The following is a 17,565-nucleotide window of genomic DNA, read 5'->3' as shown; positions in this document are numbered from 1 at the left end:
AACAGGGCAATTACCGCAACCGTCTTTGGGGACAAAAAGGATTGTTGCGGTTTCTTTCTCGCGAGAATTTTCAGGTCAGATAATCATGGATTACCAAATCGCGCGCCATAACATGGTGGAAAATCAGGTTCGGACCAACAAGGTTACCGATCCGCTGGTCATCGCTGCGATGGAGGAAGTTCCGCGCGAACTGTTCCTGCCTGAAGGCAAACGCGGCATTGCATATGTTGATGAAGATATCCCGGTTGGTGATGGTCGCTTTGCCATGGAGCCGATGGTCATTGCCCGTTTGATGCAGAGCGCACAAATCGCGGAAACGGATGTGGCTCTCGTGATCGGGGCAGGTTTCGGATATGGCAGCGCACTGATTTCGCGCGTCGCAGAAACCGTGGTTGCCGTTGAAAGCAACAAGGAAATGTCTGCAGCCGCCGAAGCCGCGTTCCAGAAGGTCAACTATGACAACGTAATCGTCGTCGAAGGTGATCTTGCAGCAGGCTACGCCAAGCAGGCGCCGTATAACGTGATCATTTTTGATGGTGCTGTCAGCGAAGTGCCGGCAGGCATTCTTGACCAGGTTGCCGAAGGTGGTCGTCTTCTGGCGGTTGTCCGCGAAGCAGGCAAGGTCGGTGTCGCACGTCTGTATGAGCGCGAAAACGGTGTTATCGGTCATCGTGATCTGTTCGATGCAAACATTCCGTATCTTCCGGGATTTGAGCCGGCGGAAAGCTTTGTATTCTGATTCTTGAAATTGCCCGGTTCATGCCGGGCATTTCTTTTTTACGCATATCGAACATATCCAACTGATCAGGGTTTCATGGTTCAGGAACTTTCATGCCGCGATTTGGCGGAACAACTCGATCAGAAGAAGCCGACTATACTTCTGGATGTGCGTGAAGACTGGGAAGTCGAAATCTGTATGATCGGGGACTCCTTGCATATTCCCTTGTCGGAATTGCCGGGGAGACGGGCGGAATTGCCTGATGATAAACCAATTGCGATCATCTGCCACCACGGGGTGCGCAGTCGCCATGCGGGAATTTTCCTTGAAGAATATGGATTTAAAGATGTTTTTAATGTTACTGGCGGTATAGATGTCTGGGCGCTTGAAATTGCGCCGGATATGACACGCTACGATTGATTGCCGTAACGACCGGAAAACGGGGCGAATACTTTTTTGGGTTCCAAATGCCTCTTTTCTTGGAAAATTTTGTTTCCGTCGTTACCATACGTGAAACTGCGCCGGGGTCGGGACTTGGTGTAGGATTTTACAAGGGTAGATAAATGATAAAACGGTTCTTGCTGACCTGCAGTATTCTGGCGACCGGCGGATTGGTCGCTGGTGGCGCATCTGCAGAAAGTCTTGAGGACGCTCTCATCAAGGCATATCAGAGCAACCCGACACTCGAAGCGGGTCGTGCGTCTTTGCGTTCGACTGACGAAGAGATTTCGGCAGCGCTGTCAAACTGGCGTCCGAGTGTTACGCTTTCTGGTGATGCCGGTTTCCGTGAATACAATACCGAGGTCAACGGATCGGAAACGGAAAACAGTCTGACACCTTATACTGTTGGTCTGAACGTTACCCAGCCGCTGTATCGTGGTGGTCGTACGACAGCCCAGACCGAACGCGCAGAAGCCCGTATCAAGGCAGCGCGTGCGGCACTTCGTTCAACCGAACAGGATGTGATGTTGCAGGTCGCGACAGCCTATTTCAATGTTCTGCGTGACACGGCCGTTGTCGAACTGAACCAGAACAACGTTCGCGTGCTTGAGCGTCAGCTTGAAGCAACCCGCGACCGTTTTGCCGTTGGTGAAGTAACCCGTACGGACGTCTCGCAGGCCGAGGCGCGCCTTGCCGGTGCGAAGGCCGATCTGATTTCAGCCCAGGGTGCACTTGCCAATACGCGTGCACAGTATGAGCGACTGGTTGGCAATCCGCCGACCGATCTCGAGATTCCGAACCCGCTTGCAGGTCTGCCGACCAGTGTGACTGATGTTCTTTCGATCGCGCAGGGTCAGCATCCGGACGTATTGCAGGCACTTTATACCGAAGAAGCTGCCCAGTCGGACATACGTCTGAATGAAGGGTCGCTTTATCCGGAAGTAAACCTGTCGGCAGGTGTCGAACGTGCCCATGAAGGGTCGACCGAAGATTTCACTGCCGATAGCGCCGATATCATCGCATCGGTATCCGTGCCGCTTTATCAGAAGGGCGCTGTTTTCTCTGGCGTTCGTGCTGCCAAGCAGACCGCAGGTCAGGCGCGGATCCAGGTTGATGAAGCACGCCGTGCTGTGATTGAAAATGCAACCAGTGCCTGGGAAACCCTTGTGACGGCACGTGCAAGCATTGAGTCCCAGCAGGCACAGGTATCTTCGGCGGAAGTCGCCCTGGACGGTGTTCAGCGCGAAGCATCTGTCGGTTCGCGTACTGTTCTTGATGTCCTTGATCAGGAACAGGAACTGTTACAGGCACGTGTCGATCTTGTCGGATCGCGCCGTGACGCGGCAGTCGCCGAATTCCAGGTCAAGGCCGCAATGGGCGCGCTTAATGCGCAGGTCCTCGGCCTGCCGGTCGAAGTTTACGACACTGAGTCCAACTACAATAAAGTCAAGGACCAGTGGTGGGGAACAGACTGACCTTTTGAATGTTCAGGGCAGGGTGGTCGTCATCCTGTCCTGAGCGCGCTTTCGGATCGGTCTGGTTAAATGACACTAGTGCGGAATTTTAATTATGAGTGACGGGCAACAAGAACCTTCAATGGAGGATATCCTCCAGTCCATCCGCAAGATTCTTGCAGATGAGGGGGACGAAGAAAAACAGGAAGCCGCTCCTGAACCCGAACCGACGCCAGAACCCGAGCCGGAACCTGAGCCCGAGCCAGAACCCGAGCCGGAACCGGAAGAAGAAATTGACGAACTCGTTCTTGACGATGAACCCGAAGAACTTGAGTTCGACGATGAACCGGAAGAGCTTGAACTCGACGAGCCTGAAGAAGAGCTCGAACTTGATGACATGCTCGATTTCGATGAGACTCCGCTTGAGGATGACCCGGAACCGTTAGAAGACGAATTCGACGAGCCGGAACCGGAACCCGAGCCTGAACCGGCGATGCCGGCACTTTATGACGATGATGATGACGAACCGCTGATTTCGAACATGACGGAATCCTCGGCGACCGGCACCATCTCGGAACTGGCGCAAGCTGTTGCAAAGAAACGCGCAGTTGCGCTTGGCATCAATGCAGGACATGCCACCCTTGAAGATCTGGTACGTGATATGTTGCGTCCGTTGCTTAAGGAATGGCTTGACGAAAACCTGCCCTATATGATCGAACGCCTTGTGAAGAAGGAAATCGAGCGGATTGTGAACCGCGCCGAAGACCTGTAGGCGAGCCGATAGTTGATTTGAAGCGGCGCGCCCGGGGTGCGCCGCTTTTTCTTTGTATGATTGATTAAACCCGCAGCGGATCAAAAGACCATGTTGGAGAAGACCTACAGCCCGGCCGAAGTGGAAGGCAGACTTTACGATAAATGGGAAAAATCGGGGGCCTTTGCCTGCGATACGGCGTCAAGCGCCAATCCCTATGTCATAATGATGCCGCCGCCCAACGTGACCGGCAGCCTCCATATGGGGCATGCGCTTACTTTCACGCTTCAGGATATCCTGATCCGGTACAACCGGATGAATGGCAAGGATACCCTTTGGCAGCCCGGCACCGACCATGCCGGCATCGCGACCCAGATGGTCGTTGAGCGCCAGTTGGGTGAACAGAATGTCACACGCCATGACCTTGGCCGCGAAAAATTCGTGGAAAAGGTGTGGGAGTGGAAAGAAAAGTCAGGCGGGACCATTACCAATCAGCTGCGTCGCCTTGGCGCATCCCCGGATTGGGACCGCGAACGGTTTACCATGGACGAAGGCCTTTCGGCAGCGGTCCGCAAGGTGTTCGTTACCCTGCACAAGCAAGGTCTGATTTACCGTGACAAACGTCTGGTCAACTGGGACCCGAAACTGCTGACCGCGATTTCGGATCTTGAAGTTGTTCAGAAAGAGGTCAAAGGCCATTACTGGCACTTCAAATATCCGATCGAAGGCCGCGACGGCGAATTCATCACCGTTGCCACCACACGCCCGGAAACCATGCTTGGCGATACCGGTGTTGCAGTTCATCCAGATGATGAGCGTTACAAGGACCTGATCGGGCAGTATTGCATTCTGCCGATCGTCGGGCGCCGCATCAAAATCGTTGCCGATGAATATGCCGATCCGGAAAAAGGGTCGGGTGCGGTGAAAATCACCCCGGCGCACGATTTCAATGACTTTGAAGTCGGTAAACGTGGTGGTCTTGATCAGATCAATATCATGGATGACCATGCGCGCGTCAATGACAATGCGCCGGAAGAGTACCGGGGTCTTGACCGGTTCGAAGCCCGCAAGCAGATCGTGGCCAAGATGGACGAACTGGGTCTTCTTGAGAAGATCGAAGATACCGTTCACATGGTTCCCTATGGTGATCGTTCCAACGTTGTGATCGAGCCGTATCTGACCGATCAGTGGTTCGTGAATGCCGAAGTGCTGGCAAAACCGGCGACCGAGGCGGTCGAAGATGGCCGGATCCGCTTTGTTCCGAAAAACTGGGAAAACACCTATTTCGAGTGGATGCGCAACATCCAGCCATGGTGCATTTCCCGTCAGCTTTGGTGGGGGCATCGCATCCCGGCCTGGTTCGGTCCGGATGGCGAGATTTTCGTCGAGGAAACCGAAGAAGAAGCAATTGCCGCAGCCAAAGCACATTACGGCAAGGATGTCGAACTGACGCAGGAAACCGACGTTCTTGATACGTGGTTCTCATCTGCCTTGTGGCCGTTTTCGACCCTTGGATGGCCGGAAAAGACCCCGGAACTTGGTAAATATTATCCGGGTGATGTTCTGGTTACCGGGTTTGACATCATCTTCTTCTGGGTTGCCCGCATGATCATGATGGGCATGCATTTCATGGACGGTAAAATTCCGTTCAAGGATATTTATATCCATGCGCTGGTCCGTGATGAAAACGGGCAGAAGATGTCAAAATCCAAGGGCAATGTGATCGACCCGCTGGAAATTATCGACGAGTATGGCTGTGATGCGCTGCGCTTTACCCTGACCGCGCTTGCCGCACAGGGCCGTGACATCAAGCTTGCGGCATCACGCGTTGAAGGGTATCGCAACTTCGCGACCAAGCTTTGGAACGCGGCACGCTTTGCGGAAATGAACGAATGCAAGCCGGTCGAAGGCTTTGACCCGGCATCGGTCAAATCCACCCTTGCGCGCTGGATTGTCGGAAAAACCGTCGAGGCCGCCAAGGCTGTCGGGACGGGGATCGAGACCTATCGCTTCAACGATGCGGCAAGCAGCGCCTACCAGTTCGTTTGGGGTTCATTCTGTGACTGGTATCTGGAACTGGCAAAGCCGGTTCTGATGGGACAGGACGAGGAAGCCAAAGCAGAAATCCGTGCCGTTACCGCATGGGTTCTTGATCAGATCCTTCTGATCTTGCATCCGGTAATGCCCTATATCACCGAGGAACTTTGGGAAAAGATTTCCGAGAACCGCAGCAAGATGCTGATTTCGGAAAGCTATCCGCAATTTGATGAATCCTTGATTGATCGCGCGGCCGAAGCCGAGGTTGATCTCGCCATTCGTCTGATTGGCAACATTCGTGGTGTTCGTTCTGAAATGAATGTTCCGCCGGCCGCAGAAGTGCCTATCTATCTTGTTGATGCGACCGACGCGATGAAAGCGGCGGTCACCGCACAGGAAGCGCAGGTCAAACGTCTGGCACGTGTCGCCGATATTGCCTTTAAGGGGCAGGGCGATGTCGAAGCCATCGCCAAGGGCGCAATCCAGACCGTTGTCGATGGTGTTGCTGTCTTCGTTTCGGTTGCGGACTTTATCGATGTCGCGGCGGAAAAATCGCGTCTCGAAAAGGAAATGCAGGACAAAACGAAATACATCAAGGCACAGGAAGGCAAACTGTCGAACGAGAAATTCGTCAGTCGCGCGCCCGAACATATCGTTGCGACCGAAAAGGCCAAACTTGAGGAAGCCCGCGATACTCTGGCAAAACTGACAGAGGCCTATGACCGGATTGCTTCGATGTAATCATGCGGTTTTGTTGAATGTCAAAGGCCAGCCACAGCGGTTGGCCTTTTTCATTTGGGACCGCTGTTTAATCGAAAGTGACGCAAATTTTTCACCGGACGGGATGCGAATCGCGTAAATTTCCATTCCCTGCCACGTGCCGGAATTGATGTCCGACCATTTGCCGGACATTGATCGTATTTCCCGAACGAATGCGTTTTGAATGCTGATTGAAGAATGCCCCTATATTGAGCCTGTCGATGCGTATGGTGCATTTGCGCCTTATGCGGACAGTCATTTCCTTGATTCTGCCGATCGGGATCGCTTTTCCTATATCGTTGTGTCGCCGCTTCATAAGCTGACGGCGAAAAATGGTCAGGTCACCCTGGACGGGTTTCCGTTTCCCGGAAATCCGTTTGATGTGCTGGGGGATCTTCTGGCGCGTTATCCGCAAACCAGACGTGATGATTTGCCACCGTTTCAGGGTGGGGCCGTCGGATATTTCGGATACGAGCTGGCCCATCAGACCGAAACCCTGCCCAAGGCCGCCGATGACTGGCTGGGCATGCCTGATATGGCGATCGGCATCTATGATCTTGTGATTGCCTTTGATCAGGAAGATCGCAAGATGTGGCTGATTTCAACGGGTATGCCGGAACGTATCGGGGCGGCACGCGCGCAACGTGCAGAAGAACGCATGGGGTTGCTGCGCAAATATTTGCGTCTTGCCAGACCGCTGCATGAAAGCCCGGGTGTTCCGCATGCGCCAGCGATCCGGAAATGGACGTCAAATTTTGACCGCGCCGGGTTTGAAACCAGTGTGCAACAGGTCATTGATTACATTTTTGCCGGCGACATTTTCCAGGCAAACCTGTCGCAAAGCATCCGGGCGGAATATCCGCGTGATGCCATCCCTGAACGGTTCGGGCTTTATCGGCGCCTGCGCGATATCAGTTCCGCGCCATTTGGGGCCTTTTTGAATTTTGGTGAATTTGCAGTTCTATCGAACTCGCCGGAACGGTTCCTTAAAGTAGCCGAAGGACAGGTTGAAACCAAACCGATCAAGGGAACGCGACCACGCGGAGAAACCCCGCTCAGCGATGCGGAACTTGCACAGCAATTAATGCGATCCCCAAAGGACCGCGCAGAAAACATTATGATTGTTGATCTATTGCGCAACGATCTGTCAAAGGTCTGCAAACCGCATTCCGTTCATACGCCAGCAATCTGTGCCTTGGAAAGTTATGCGAACGTGCATCACCTTGTTTCGACGGTCACCGGTGAATTGCGTGACGGCAAAACAGCGGTTGACCTTTTGAAGGCAAGTTTCCCGGGCGGATCGATCACGGGTGCCCCGAAAATCCGGGCAATGGAAATCATCACCGAACTGGAACAGACAACGCGCGGGGCCTATTGCGGTGCGATCGGGTTTATCGGGTTTGATGGCAGCATGGATACAAATATCGCCATTCGTTCGCTATGTGTGAATGGCGGGCGCATGGCGTTCAATGTTGGCGGCGGCATTGTTGCTGATAGTGACCCGGCACTTGAATATGAAGAAACACTGGTCAAGGCGACCAAGATGTTCGAGCTGTTCGGGATCGATGGGCAGGATGTCGTGTCATGATCCTTCTGATTGATAATTACGATTCATTTGTTTTCAATCTGGCCCGCTATATCGAGGAACTCGGTCACAATGTCATTGTGGTCCGTAACGATGAAATTGGTCCAAACCAGGTCCGCAAACTGCATCCCGACGCCATCATCTTTTCGCCCGGTCCATGTGGGCCGGATGAAGCAGGCAACAGCCTGACACTGATTGATACGCTGAAATCGGAGTATCCGATGTTGGGGGTTTGTCTTGGGCATCAGTCAATCGCCCAGGTTTTTGGCGGCAAGGTCAAACGTGCCAAGCGCCCCGTGCACGGAATGACATCTGAAATCCATCACAGTGGTACGGAATTGTTTTCGGGATTAAAGAATCCTTTGCAAGTAACGCGTTATCACTCCTTAATCGTTGAATTGCCTGAAGATGGAAGTCTGATTGAACTGGCCCGTGGCCCCGAAGGTGAGATCATGGCGTTTGCACATAAAGATTTTCCGTTGTTTGGTGTACAGTTCCATCCGGAAGCCGTATTGACCGAGCAAGGACATGATTTGTTGGCAAACTTCCTGAAGCGGGCTTCTTCATAAGGCACAAAAACAGAAGGGACGGCGTGATGCAGGTATGGATGAACGGGAGCTTTCGTGACCTTGACGAGGCATCTATCCCGGTAACGGATCGCGGATTTTTGCTGGGTGACGGCTTTTTTGAAACCATGCGCGCCCACGAAGGCAAGATCGCCTGGATCGATGCCCATATGGAGCGCCTGGACTATCACGCTGAACAAATCGAGTTTCCGGTTGATCTGTTGCCGGCAACCGATGAAGTGGCGAATGTGGTTTCCACCCTGTTTGAACAGATTCATCGCAAGGATGCGGTCGTGCGCCTGACGGTGTCGCGCGGTTCCGGGGAACGGGGGCTTTTGCCGCCGGCCGATCCGGACCCGACCATCCTGATTACCGTTTCACCGTTTGAACCCGTCGAACCGGCAGTCGGGATGAAGCTGTTTACGTCCCAGAAGGTACGTCGCAACGCGCATTCGGTTGCGGGCGGGATCAAAAGCATCAATTACCTTGATAACATTGCAGCCAAACAGGAAGCGCAATCATATGGCGGTGACGATGCCTTGATTTTGTCTTCGGACGGCAATGTTGCCGAAACAACGGTTGCCAATATTTTCGGGATCAAGGGTGAAACTCTTTGGACACCGGATGAGGATACCGGAATTCTGTGCGGGCTGGCGCGTGATTTCATTTTGGAATGGGCCGAAGAAACCGGCCGAGACGTTGAATTTGAAGCCAAAACACCCGATATGCTCAAAGAATTCGATGCTATTTTTACAGCGAATGCCCTTCAGGGATTGCGGGTTGTTGATATGGTGGACGGTCTTGTGATCGGTGTACCGGCAATGACATTCTTTGCAGAACTTGCTCAAACGGTGGAAACATCGCTATGCGAAAGTATAGTTCTTTAGGGTAAATTAACCCTGCATCTGCATGATCATGGGCAATGACCTGTTACAGGATTGCCTATGACCGCCCAAACCACAAAACCCGCACTGACACTTAACCGGTTTATCGAAGGACTGCGCAAAAACGCGGCCAATGGTAAAACGCCGCATTTGGGTGTTCTGAACATCCCGCCAGATTTGCGCCTGGGGGCCGAAGATTATCAGGCAATCAGCCGTGATGCTTTTCACCACTTGCCCGAAAACACACAGATCCACCGTCTTGAAAACGGGATGGTGGCCTGTGTGCGCGGCACAAAATGGACCGAAGACGATTCCAGTTTTGTCGAGCATGTCCGCGAAACACTTGAAGAAGTGATCGAACGGCAAGGCCTTGGCACGATTCCCAAAAATCTGTGGAGCCGTTTTCGTTGGCCCGAAGATGACGAACGACTGGGCCAATTGCTTGGTATTCCGCTATCAGAACGGCTGATGGGGGATGGCTGGGCGCGTTTCGATATGTCAGAAATGCTGCGCGGCGCGATCACCACAGAAGCTGTGTTTGACTCCTGCCGGCGTCAAGCGATCCTGAGTTTCGATGACACCCGTCGGCAGATCCTTGGTCATGAAATCTATTGTTCGCTTGATTATTTGCGCCAGCACCACCTTGCCAGCTTTTTACTTGAAGGGCCGGGCGAACTTGAAATCCTGTCGCGGGTGCTTGACGAAAAAGTAATGGAAGTGACACGGACGATCGCGCCGTCGATCCTGCCCGACAAGCTGCATCTTAACATGCGGGTGCAAACTGTTTTGAGCGACACTTTTGCCGAATTCGTCAATCATGACGATGGCAAGCTGATCAAAAACATGGCGATCGAATTTTCGATGGAAAACGCCATTGCCAACTGGTGGGAATTTGAAGATGCCTGTGAGTTCCTGCATTCGTCGGGGATCGAAGTCGGTCTGGACCGGATCACATTGCCTGCGCTGGAGTTTCTGTCACCGCGCAAGATGAATGTCGATTTCATCAAGGTGATCTGGGATCAGAACATCATCGGATCGCGGCGTACAGAAGTCGCCGAACGTCTGCGTGAATTTGCGAGCCTGTTTGTCGAAAGAAGTCTTATTCTGACACGATGTGACAGCCGAACGGCCTTGCGCATGGGACGAAGTCTTGGCGTTGAAGTGTTCCAGGGCAGCTATATTGATGCGATGCTGGGATCCTATTTGCACCGGGAATGCAAATCAAAACGGCGGTCAACCGACAAACGTTGTGCGGTATGTCAGTGGGCGCCACGCGAAGCGCGCAAGAATGGCTGCAACTTCCATTTCCGAAGCGGAAAACGGCTTGCCGAGGTTTAAATCAAAGATTTCCATCGCTTTTTAGATGTTTGACAACCGCGTGGTGCTTTCATAAAGTGCCCGCAGCTGATCAATCATGATTGGCTATGTCGTTAAAACACGGCGCTTATTCTCAGGGCAGGGTGTAAATCCCGACCGGCGGTAATCCAGATTTCTGGGAAGCCCGCGAGCGCCCGACGATCAAACGATCTTCGGGGTCAGCAGATCCGGTGAAATTCCGGGGCCGACGGTAATAGTCCGGATGGGAGAGGATAAAGCGTGACGTACAGGGCAAGAACGCATTTGCGTGACTGTTTTGGCGTCTGCCTGCGACCGCGATGTGGCAATATGCCATAAAGCGGGCCTTTCTTTGTTGCCCTGGTTCGTAAGCCCCATCCGTAGAGGACGGTTATGAATCAGAGTATTGAACCACAATCAGGTCTTTCGATCTTTGGCGATCCGCATGAACGCATGGAACGTGCGCTTGCTGATTTGCGTGAAGGAAAGGGCGTTCTGGTTGTTGATGATGAAGATCGCGAAAATGAAGGCGATCTTATCTTTTCCGCAGAAAATCTGACCAATGAACAGATGGCGATGCTTATTCGCGATTGCAGCGGCATTGTTTGCCTGTGCCTGACCGATGAAAAGGCAACGGCGCTTGATCTGCCACCGATGGTCGCGACCAATACATCAAGCATGGGAACGGGCTTTACCGTTACCATCGAAGCCAAAGTCGGGGTCACCACCGGTGTGTCTGCCGCCGATCGCGTGACCACGGTCAAGACCGCCATTGCCGATGATGCAAAGCCGTCTGATCTTGCGCGTCCGGGGCATGTTTTCCCGCTGCGTGCGCGTGCCGGTGGTGTTCTGGAACGGCGCGGCCATACCGAGGGAACGGTCGATCTGATGCGCCTGGCAGGTTTGAAGCCGGCCGGCGTTCTTTGCGAAGTCACCAATCCGGACGGCACCATGGCGCGTCTTCCTGAGCTGATCGAATATGCCCGGTCCCATGACCTGGTTGTGATCAGCATCGAAGATATTGTTGCCTATCGCACCGCGATGCAGCAGGCTGCAGAATAAAACGACACAAAAGCCCGTTTTCGGGCTTTGAGCCAGATACAAAAAGGGCAGCGTGAAATACGCTGCCCTTTGATTTTTCGGGGGTATATTCCCCGCGATCAGTCATCAATCATGCACCAGACCGGGGTGTGGTCGGATGCCTTTTCCTTGCCACGCGGGTCGCGATCAATATCGGACGCGCTCAGGCGATCAGCGGCAGCCGGGGTCAGCAACAGGTGGTCAATGCGAAGACCATTATCCTTGTTCCAGGCTCCCGCACGGTAATCCCACCAGCTATACTGGTGTCCTTTCGGGTTGAATGTCCGGAAAGCGTCGGTAAAGCCCATATTCATCATCGTGCGCAGCCGTTTGCGTTCAACGGTGGTGCAAAGGACGGTTTCACGCAATTTGATCGGATCGTAAACGTCGGCATCATCCGGTGCGATATTGTAGTCGCCCCCCATGACGGCGGCTTCGCCACTGGCGCGGATTTTTTCAAAACGCTTGATCAGTCGATCGAGGAAGTTGAGCTTGTAATCAAATTTCTCATCCCCGACCGCGGTTCCCATCGGGACATAAATGGATGCCACCCGAACAGGGCGGGGCGCACAAACAGTGGCTTCGATATAGCGCGCCTGTTCGTCATCATCATTACCCGGAAGACCGCGTTCGACATCCTCGATCGGATATTTCGACAGAATGGCAACGCCGTTATAGGTCTTTTGGCCATGGATCGCGATGTTGTAACCAAGATCTTCGATCTCCATCGCCGGAAAGGCTTCATCAACTGTCTTGGTTTCTTGCAACAGAACCACATCAGGTTTCGCGTCGCGCAGCCATTCGAGAATGTTGGGCAGACGGGCCTTGATCGAGTTGACGTTCCATGTGGCGATTTTCATTCGGGCCTCGGTTCTTTTGAGTGTCAGGTTGTTTTTCAAACAAAACGGGGTCCGAAAGTAACGGACCCCGTTTTATAAATCGTTTTTTCGATCCGGATCAAATTGAGAAACTTGATCCGCAGCCGCAAGACGATGTGGCGTTCGGGTTGTTCACACGGAAAGCTGACCCGACCATTTCACGGACGAAATCGATTTCGGCACCGCCCAGAAGATCAAGCGATACTTCGTCAATCACCATTTTTGCACCGTAATTTTCGAAGATGCAGTCTTCGTCCGTGGTGTCAGAGTCCAGCGAGAACTCATACTGAAAACCACTGCAACCGCCGCCAGAAACCTGCAAGCGCAGCATGGTGTTTGCCGCACCTTCCGATGCGATCAGTTCCTGAATACGTTTCGCAGCACTTTCAGTCATTTGAACTTGCCGTGAAGCTTCGGTCATTCAACACTCCTTGGTCTTAGACCTGCCCGCAAACGGGCAGGAATAGTTCCGATCTTATGGCGTTATAATAGCACGGTCAGATCGCAGTATTTAAGTCACTATTTAGCGCGCATGGCTGAAATGTCAAAACCTGTAATCACTCTAATCAAGGGTGACTTGCGTTTTGGGGCGAAATGGCTCAAAACAGGCGCCAGTCAAAAGGCCCGCTGGGTCAAAACCAGAAAATGCAAAGTTCAAAGTCATGAATGTTTTCAGCCTGTTGAAAAGCGACATCGAGAACCAGCTTCTCGCCCTTGAAAAAGATGGTGTTCTTCCCGCCGGAAGCGACACTTCTCGTGTGACGGTGGAACCGCCGCGCGATGCGTCTCATGGGGATGCGGCCACCAATGCCGCCATGTTGCTGTCAAAGGCCGCTGGTATGAAACCGCGTGATCTTGCTGAAAAGCTTGCTGAAAAATTGCGCGAGATCGACCACATCGAAAATGTCGAAATCGCCGGGCCGGGCTTTATCAACCTGCGAATGGCGGACCGCTTTTGGTTGTCACAGGTTTCCAAGGTGCTCGAACTCGGGACCGCGTACGGTCAGAGTGATCTGGGCAAAGGCGAAAAGATCAATGTCGAATATGTTTCGGCAAACCCGACCGGGCCGATGCATGTCGGGCATTGCCGTGGCGCTGTTGTCGGCGACGTTCTGGCAAACCTGCTGGCCAAGGCCGGCTATGCGGTCACCAAGGAATATTACACCAACGATGCTGGCGCACAGGTTGATGTTCTTGCCCGGTCCCTGCATCTGCGTTACCGCGAGGCGCTTGGCGAAGATATCGGCGAAATCCCGCAAGGTCTGTATCCGGGCGACTACCTGGTCGAGCCGGGCCAGAAAATGGCAAAGCGTGATGGCGACAAGTGGGTAAATGCACCCGAAGAAGAATGGCTTGAGGAATTCCGCGCTTTTGCCATCGTCGAAATGATGGCCCTGATCAAGGAAGACCTGCGTCTTCTTGGCGTTTCTCATGACGTGTTCACATCCGAAGATGGGTTGGTTAAAGCCGGCAAGGTTCAGGCGGCTTTCGAACATCTTGAGAAAAAAGGCGACATCTATGTCGGTGTTCTTGAACCGCCGAAAGGCAAGAAACCCGACGATTGGGAACCGCGTCCGCAAACATTGTTCCGTGCGACCGATTTTGGGGATGATGTTGACCGTCCGCTTAAAAAGTCGGATGGCAGCTGGACCTATTTTGCATCCGATATTGCCTATCACTTTGACAAGTATGAGCGCGGCTTCAACCTGATGATCGACATTTTCGGTGCCGATCACGGTGGCTATGTCAAACGCATGAAGGCCGCAACCAAGGCGATCACCGGCGGCGAGGGCGACCTTGACGTCAAACTGTGTCAGTTGGTCAGTCTGTTTGACAATGGCGAGCCGGTAAAAATGTCCAAACGTGCCGGCACGTTCGTCACCCTGCGTGACGTCGTCGAACGTGTTGGCAAGGATGTCGTGCGGTTCATCATGCTGACCCGTAAAAACGACGCAGCACTTGAGTTCGACTTTGCCAAGGTGACCGAGCAGTCAAAAGACAACCCGGTATTTTATGTGCAATATGCCCATGCACGGGTGAATTCGGTGTTCCGTCAGGCTGCCGAAGCATTCCCCGATCAGGACTTCTCGCCGGAATCCTTGATCAATGCGGATCTGAGCCAGCTTTCCAGTGACGAAGAAAAACTTCTGGTCCGTCGTATGGCGGAATGGCCGCGTATTGTTGAACAGGCTGCCGTCGCGCACGAGCCGCATCGAATTGCCTTTTTCCTGACAGAAATTGCAGCAGAATTCCATGCATTGTGGAACAAGGGACGTGACAACACGGCGCTGCGCTTCATCGTTGCGGATGATCTGGCAGCGACTCTGGCGCGTCTTGCAATGATCCGTGCGGTTGCGACCGTGATCGCATCGGGTCTTGAGGTGCTTGGCGTCAAGCCTGTCGAGGAGATGTAAGATATGAACGAAGAACACGGCCGTGGCCTTCATGCAGAACGCGCACCCCACTATCGGGCTGAAAAGCCAGCGCGCAAAAGCATGCTAAAAGGGGCGATTACCGTGTTCTTCGGTCTGGCTGTGGTGGCAGGCGGGCTTGGCAGTGCCGGGTACTGGTTCTATCATCAGGGCCAGCCGATCCAGGATGATGGCAAATTGCCAATCCTTTTGCCTGACCCGTCGCCGATCAAAATCCGCCCCGATGATCCCGGGGGGATGGAAGTGCCACATCGCAACACCACGGTTTATGATCAACTCAATGACGTCGATCCCGATGCGAATGTGGTTTTGCAGGAACTTCCCGATATGCCGCGTGCACCGGAAGTCACGAGATCCCAGCCTGCGACCGGTGAGACCGTTGAGGACCCCGTCGCCGACAATGCGCAATCAGAGACGGGCGAGGGCGGCGATAGCCCGACTGTCGAAGGGAACGCAGTGTCTGCGTCCAAGGACGTAGCGCAAACAAATGACGCCCCCGCGGCAGAGCCAAGCGTAAATGCGCCAGAAATTTCCGAGCCGGAATTGACAGATGCGCAAAAAGCAATCGCCGCAGCGACCGCGCGCGAAAACACAGCAGCACCTGCCAAACCAGCGTCTGGCGACACGCCAGCATCGGCAAACGCGGTTTCGACGAATGATTTTCGCATTCAACTGGCTTCGGTGCGCGATGAAAATGGCGCGGCTGCCGAATGGAAAAGATTATCATCGAAAAACAAAGACTTGCTTGGTAGTCTTCAGATGTTCGTGCAGCGTACGGATCTTGGTGACAAGGGCGTATTCTATCGCTTGCAGGCAGGGCCATTGGCCGATGCAGCTGCGGCAGAAAAGCTGTGTGGTGATCTGAAACAACGCAATGTGGGGTGCCTCATTGTCCGGCCTTGAAGTCAAAAAACCGCGCGCCTGTATTCTGGGTGTTGCCGGAACCGAGTTAAGCAACTGGGAAAAGGGATTCTTCCGCGAAGCTGATCCCTATGGCTTTATTCTGTTTGCCCGCAATGTCGAAGATCGCAACCAGATCCGTGCTTTGACGTCTGCATTGCGTGATACGGTTGGAAACAGCAATATTCCGATCTTTGTCGATCAGGAAGGCGGGCGCGTCATGCGTCTGAAGCCGCCACATTGGCGCAAAATACCCGCGGCGGGCGTGTTTGGGGAACTGTTTGATCGAAACCCCGAAGACGCGCGCGAGGCGGCCTATATCAATGCACGTCTGATGGCAATGGATCTGCGGGAAGCGGGCTTTAACACTACCTGCGCACCGGTTCTTGATTTGCGGTTCCCTGGCATGAGTGACGTTGTCGGCGACCGTTCATACGGCGCAGATGTCACAAAGGTGGTTACACTGGCCAGTGCGGTTGCGGCAGGCTTGCTTGACGGTGCAATCGCGCCCGTAATCAAACATATTCCCGGACATGGTCGGGCCGCTGTTGACAGCCACAAGGACCTGCCGGTCGTATCGGCATCGCACGACACGCTAAGCCAGCTTGATTTCGCGCCGTTCGTACAGATGAAAGATGTGCTGGCGGCCATGTCGGCGCATTTGCTGTTTACAGCGATCGACGATCAGCGACTGGGGACAGTTTCCCCGAAGGTCATCAATGATGTCATCAGAACCGAAATCGGGTTTGAAAATCTGTTGATCAGCGATGATTTGTCCATGGAGGCCCTTGGCGGGTCGATTGCCAGCCGCACCCATGAATGTTTGCATGCCGGATGTGATATTGCGCTTCATTGCAACGGCAAACGGACCGAGATGGAAGAAGTGGTTTCCATGGCACCGCTGCTGTCCGGTGCGGGATTGGTTCGCGCGCAAACATTTACCAACCAGATTGCCGCATTCAAACCCGACGTGCCGTCATCGACACAGGTGATGGATTGGCGGGTCCGGTTGGCGGACTTGCTTGCACCGGTTTGGCAGGCCGAGGACACAGCCAAGTGAACGACATTGTTGAATTGATTGTATCGGCATCAACCTGGGTCATTCCGGTTTTGCTGGCGGTGACGTTGCACGAGGCCGCACACGGGTTTGCCGCCAAGCTGTTCGGGGATGATACCGCGCAGCGGATGGGACGACTTAGCCTTAACCCGATCCGGCATATTGATCCGGTCGGCACCATTTTGATCCCGGGGCTTTTACTGATAACGGCCGCACCATTCCTGTTTGGCTATGCCAAGCCGGTTCCGGTGGCATTTCATCGCCTGCATCCACAACGGCTGGGCATCATTGGCGTTGCGGTTGCCGGTCCGGCAACGAATGTGTTGCTTGCCATTATCTCGATCCTTCTTCTGGTGTGGTTGCCCGACTTTTCGCCATCAATCAATCAATGGCTTGGTACCACGCTTAACCAATCGATTTGGCTGAACTGCATTCTGGCGGTTTTCAATATGTTGCCGATCCCGCCGCTTGATGGCGGGCGGGTTCTGACGGCGGTTTCCCCGATGCCGGTTGCACGGGTCTTGGCGCGTATGGAAAAAACCGGCATGATCATTTTGATCGGCTTGGTCTTTTTGCTGCCATACGTGACCAGCAAGCTTGGGGTTGACCTGCCGATTTTTCATTGGCTGGTGCTTGAACCGGCCAATGCGCTGGTGCGGCTTCTGGCAAATATTTTCGCCTGATACAG

The 17,565-nt window shown here is 53.6% G+C and carries 16 protein-coding genes and 1 riboswitch; of the genes, 14 read left to right on the top strand and 2 right to left on the bottom strand.

Going from position 1 to position 17,565, the window contains the following annotated elements:
• Nucleotides 1–85 precede the first annotated feature (85 nt).
• The 10 genes from SIB88_RS13150 to ribB all read left to right on the top strand — a co-directional run bounded on the left by SIB88_RS13150 (nt 86) and on the right by ribB (nt 11,592).
• Entirely contained in the window at nt 86–739 is a 654-nt protein-coding gene (locus tag SIB88_RS13150; protein ID WP_068519142.1) for a protein-L-isoaspartate O-methyltransferase family protein, read from the top strand.
• A 75-nt stretch (nt 740–814) separates the two neighbouring features.
• Complete coding sequence (locus SIB88_RS13145; protein WP_412558238.1) at nt 815–1,138, top strand: rhodanese-like domain-containing protein; 324 nt, start codon at nt 815–817, stop codon at nt 1,136–1,138.
• Between the two features lie 143 nt (nt 1,139–1,281).
• Nucleotides 1,282–2,634: a TolC family outer membrane protein gene (locus SIB88_RS13140; RefSeq protein ID WP_068519140.1), complete on the top strand. Its 1,353-nt coding sequence runs from the start codon at nt 1,282–1,284 to the stop codon at nt 2,632–2,634.
• 121 nt (nt 2,635–2,755) lie between these two features.
• Nucleotides 2,756–3,385: a DUF2497 domain-containing protein gene (locus SIB88_RS13135; RefSeq protein WP_068519139.1), complete on the top strand. Its 630-nt coding sequence runs from the start codon at nt 2,756–2,758 to the stop codon at nt 3,383–3,385.
• 90 nt (nt 3,386–3,475) lie between these two features.
• The gene (locus tag SIB88_RS13130) at nt 3,476–6,142 is read left to right on the top strand and encodes a valine--tRNA ligase (RefSeq protein ID WP_412558237.1); all 2,667 of its coding nucleotides are present in this window, start codon (nt 3,476–3,478) and stop codon (nt 6,140–6,142) included.
• 202 nt (nt 6,143–6,344) lie between these two features.
• Nucleotides 6,345–7,748: an aminodeoxychorismate synthase component I gene (pabB, locus tag SIB88_RS13125; RefSeq protein ID WP_412558236.1), complete on the top strand. Its 1,404-nt coding sequence runs from the start codon at nt 6,345–6,347 to the stop codon at nt 7,746–7,748.
• Nucleotides 7,745–8,314: an anthranilate synthase component II gene (locus tag SIB88_RS13120; protein WP_068519136.1), complete on the top strand. Its 570-nt coding sequence runs from the start codon at nt 7,745–7,747 to the stop codon at nt 8,312–8,314. Before pabB ends, SIB88_RS13120 begins: the two co-directional genes overlap by 4 nt.
• Before the next feature lie 38 nt (nt 8,315–8,352).
• Nucleotides 8,353–9,198, top strand: a complete 846-nt coding sequence (locus SIB88_RS13115) for an aminotransferase class IV (RefSeq protein WP_233433027.1) — start codon at nt 8,353–8,355, stop codon at nt 9,196–9,198.
• Nucleotides 9,199–9,255: 57 nt separating this feature from the next.
• Nucleotides 9,256–10,533, top strand: a complete 1,278-nt coding sequence (locus SIB88_RS13110) for an EAL domain-containing protein (protein WP_068519134.1) — start codon at nt 9,256–9,258, stop codon at nt 10,531–10,533.
• Nucleotides 10,534–10,637: 104 nt separating this feature from the next.
• Nucleotides 10,638–10,790, top strand: a riboswitch (FMN riboswitch).
• 133 nt (nt 10,791–10,923) lie between these two features.
• Nucleotides 10,924–11,592, top strand: coding sequence for a 3,4-dihydroxy-2-butanone-4-phosphate synthase (ribB, locus tag SIB88_RS13105; protein ID WP_068519133.1), 669 nt, complete (start codon nt 10,924–10,926; stop codon nt 11,590–11,592).
• 98 nt (nt 11,593–11,690) lie between these two features.
• Here the strand turns inward: ribB and xth are convergent, their stop codons facing one another.
• Nucleotides 11,691–12,470: an exodeoxyribonuclease III gene (xth, locus tag SIB88_RS13100; protein ID WP_068519132.1), complete on the bottom strand. Its 780-nt coding sequence runs from the start codon at nt 12,468–12,470 to the stop codon at nt 11,691–11,693.
• A 97-nt stretch (nt 12,471–12,567) separates the two neighbouring features.
• Entirely contained in the window at nt 12,568–12,909 is a 342-nt protein-coding gene (gene erpA, locus SIB88_RS13095; RefSeq protein WP_068519131.1) for an iron-sulfur cluster insertion protein ErpA, read from the bottom strand.
• 241 nt (nt 12,910–13,150) lie between these two features.
• Between erpA and argS the strand changes: the two genes are divergently transcribed.
• Genes argS through SIB88_RS13075 form a run of 4 tightly spaced genes read left to right on the top strand, consistent with a single transcriptional unit; the run spans nt 13,151 to nt 17,560 of the window.
• The gene (gene argS / locus SIB88_RS13090; protein WP_068519130.1) at nt 13,151–14,902 is read left to right on the top strand and encodes an arginine--tRNA ligase; all 1,752 of its coding nucleotides are present in this window, start codon (nt 13,151–13,153) and stop codon (nt 14,900–14,902) included.
• A 3-nt stretch (nt 14,903–14,905) separates the two neighbouring features.
• Nucleotides 14,906–15,823 (top strand): SPOR domain-containing protein, encoded by a 918-nt coding sequence (locus tag SIB88_RS13085; protein WP_412558235.1) that lies wholly within the window; start codon nt 14,906–14,908, stop codon nt 15,821–15,823.
• On the top strand, nt 15,810–16,880 hold the full coding sequence (gene nagZ, locus SIB88_RS13080; protein WP_412558234.1) for a beta-N-acetylhexosaminidase: 1,071 nt from the start codon (nt 15,810–15,812) through the stop codon (nt 16,878–16,880). The genes SIB88_RS13085 and nagZ overlap by 14 nt, the downstream gene beginning before the upstream one ends.
• Complete coding sequence (locus SIB88_RS13075) at nt 16,877–17,560, top strand: site-2 protease family protein (RefSeq protein WP_412558233.1); 684 nt, start codon at nt 16,877–16,879, stop codon at nt 17,558–17,560. The genes nagZ and SIB88_RS13075 overlap by 4 nt, the downstream gene beginning before the upstream one ends.
• The last annotated feature ends 5 nt before the right edge of the window (nt 17,561–17,565 follow it).

The organism is Thalassospira sp. MIT121401, from assembly GCF_047125595.1.
Taxonomy (GTDB): domain Bacteria; phylum Pseudomonadota; class Alphaproteobacteria; order Rhodospirillales; family Thalassospiraceae; genus Thalassospira; species Thalassospira povalilytica.
This window is presented reverse-complemented; position numbering and strand designations above follow the sequence as displayed.